The following is a 2,271-nucleotide window of genomic DNA, read 5'->3' on the forward strand; positions in this document are numbered from 1 at the left end:
GCCCCCCCGCCTCGCCGACCTACCGGCGGGCGGCCGGACCCCACTGGCGGAGGGACTGCTCACCACCGCCGAGGTCCTGCGCATCGAGAGCATCCGCGATCGGCAGCGGCGACCTCTCGTCGTCGTCGTCACCGACGGCCGCGCCACCCACGGCCCGGACGCCCTCGCCCGGTCCCGCACCGCGGCGGCCGGGCTGGCCTCCCTCGGCGTGGCGTCCGTGGTGGTGGACTGCGAGACCGGCCGCTTCCGCATGGGCCTGGCCGCCGAACTCGCCGCGCACCTCGGCGCCGAGCACGTGCCACTCGGCGAGGTCACCGCGGACGGCCTCACCCGCACCGTCCGAGAACACACCACCGCACCGACCCCCACGACGCGAAACGAGGTCGCCTGATGCCCCAGGGACAACCCACCACCGTCCCCGACGACGGCCTCAGCACCCGCCAGCGCCGCAACCGCCCGCTCGTCATGGTCCACACCGGGCCCGGCAAGGGAAAATCCACCGCCGCGTTCGGCCTGGCCATGCGCGCGTGGAACCAGGGCTGGGACATCGGCGTCTTCCAGTTCGTCAAGTCCGCCAAGTGGCGCATCGGCGAGCAGACCGTCATGGAACGCCTCGGCCAACTGCATGCCGAGACCGGCGAGGGCGGCCCGGTGGAGTGGCACAAGATGGGCTCGGGATGGTCGTGGTCGCGCAAGGAAGGCACCGAGGCCGACCACGCCGCCGATGCCGCCGAGGGCTGGGCCGAGATCAAGCGCCGCCTCGCCACCGAGCGGCACGACCTGTACCTGCTCGACGAGTTCACCTATCCCATGAAATGGGGCTGGGTGGACGTCGACGACGTGGTGGCCACCCTCGCCGCGCGGCCCGGGCGGCAGCACGTCGTGATCACCGGCCGCGACGCCGATCCACGGCTGCTCGAGGTGGCCGACCTCGTCACCGAGATGGGCAAGGTCAAGCACCCCATGGACGCCGGGCAGAAGGGGCAGCGGGGGATCGAGTGGTAAGCGAACTCCCGCGCCTGGTCGTGGCCGCGCCGGCGTCGGGGCACGGCAAGACCACCGTCGCCACCGGCCTCATGGCCGCGCTGCGCCGTACCGGGCTGGAGGTCTCGGGGCACAAGGTGGGCCCCGACTACATCGACCCCGGCTACCACGCCCTCGCCACCGGCCGGCCCGGCCGCAACCTCGACCCGCACCTCGTGGGCGAGGATCGGATCGTGCCGCTGCTGCTGAACGGTGCGCGGTTCGGCGGGACTCGCGGCGGGCGGCCGGCCGACATCGCGGTGATCGAGGGCGTCATGGGCCTGTACGACGGCCACATCGGCCGCGAAGGGTTCGCCTCCACCGCGCACGTCGCCCGCCTCACCGATTCCCCCGTCGTGCTGGTGGTCGACATCTCGCACGCCTCGCGCACCATCGCCGCCACGGTCCTCGGCATGGCCACGTTCGACCCCGCCGTCCGGATCGCCGGGGTGGTGCTCAACAAGGCGGGGTCCGTACGCCACTCCGACGAGGTCCGCCGCGCCCTCGCGCCCCTGGGCATCTCCGTGCTGGGCGTGCTCCAGCGCGACGACGACGTCACCGCTCCCTCCCGACACCTCGGCCTCGTCCCCGCCGCCGAGCGCCCCGAGGCCGCGCGGTCCCTCGACCACCTCGCCGGGAAGGTCGCCGCATCCATCGACCTCGAGGCCGTCATGCGCATCGCGCGGTCCGCGCCACCGTTGCGCGGGCGGGCGTGGTCGGCGCAGGAGGCGGTGGCAGGTGGCGGGCGCGGATCCGGCGACGACGACGACAAGGGCCGCCCGCTCATCGCCGTGGCCGGCGGCCGGGCCTTCACGTTCCGCTACGCCGAGACGGTCGAACTGCTCGAGGCGGCCGGCTGCTCGGTCGCGCCGTTCGACCCGCTGGCCGACGAGTCCCTGCCCGACGGGACCGCGGGGATCTACCTGGGAGGCGGGTTCCCCGAGGTGCACGCGGGCGACCTCGCCGCCAATGAGCCCATGCTGCGAGCACTGCGCGCGGCGACGTCCGCGGGCGTGCCGACGGTCGCCGAATGCGCGGGGCTGCTGTATCTCTGCCGGAGCCTGGACGGCGTGCCGATGGTGGGCGCGATCGACGCCGACGCCGCCATGGCCCCGCGGCTCACGCTGGCCTACCGACGCTCAACGGCCGTGGCCGACAGCGTCCTCGCCGCCGCAGGCACCGAGGTCACCGGGCACGAGTTCCACCGCACGGCGGTCACGCCTGCGGCGGGTGCGGACACGGAGCCGC

The 2,271-nt window shown here is 74.2% G+C and carries 2 protein-coding genes and 1 pseudogene; all 3 read left to right on the plus strand.

Features of this window, described 5'->3' with window-relative positions:
• Positions 1-391: pseudogene (locus HMPREF3086_RS19465) on the plus strand (magnesium chelatase); the annotation flags it as partial.
• On the plus strand, positions 391-1,005 hold the full coding sequence (cobO, locus tag HMPREF3086_RS02845; RefSeq protein ID WP_070720074.1) for a cob(I)yrinic acid a,c-diamide adenosyltransferase: 615 nt from the start codon (positions 391-393) through the stop codon (positions 1,003-1,005). The pseudogene HMPREF3086_RS19465 and the gene cobO, both read left to right, overlap by 1 nt.
• Positions 999-2,271, plus strand: a 1,273-nt coding sequence (locus tag HMPREF3086_RS02850) for a cobyrinic acid a,c-diamide synthase CobB (protein WP_070720077.1), incomplete at its 3' end; no start/stop codon positions are given. The genes cobO and HMPREF3086_RS02850, both read left to right, overlap by 7 nt.

This window comes from Dietzia sp. HMSC21D01 (assembly GCF_001815995.1).
GTDB classification, from domain to species: domain Bacteria; phylum Actinomycetota; class Actinomycetes; order Mycobacteriales; family Mycobacteriaceae; genus Dietzia; species Dietzia cinnamea.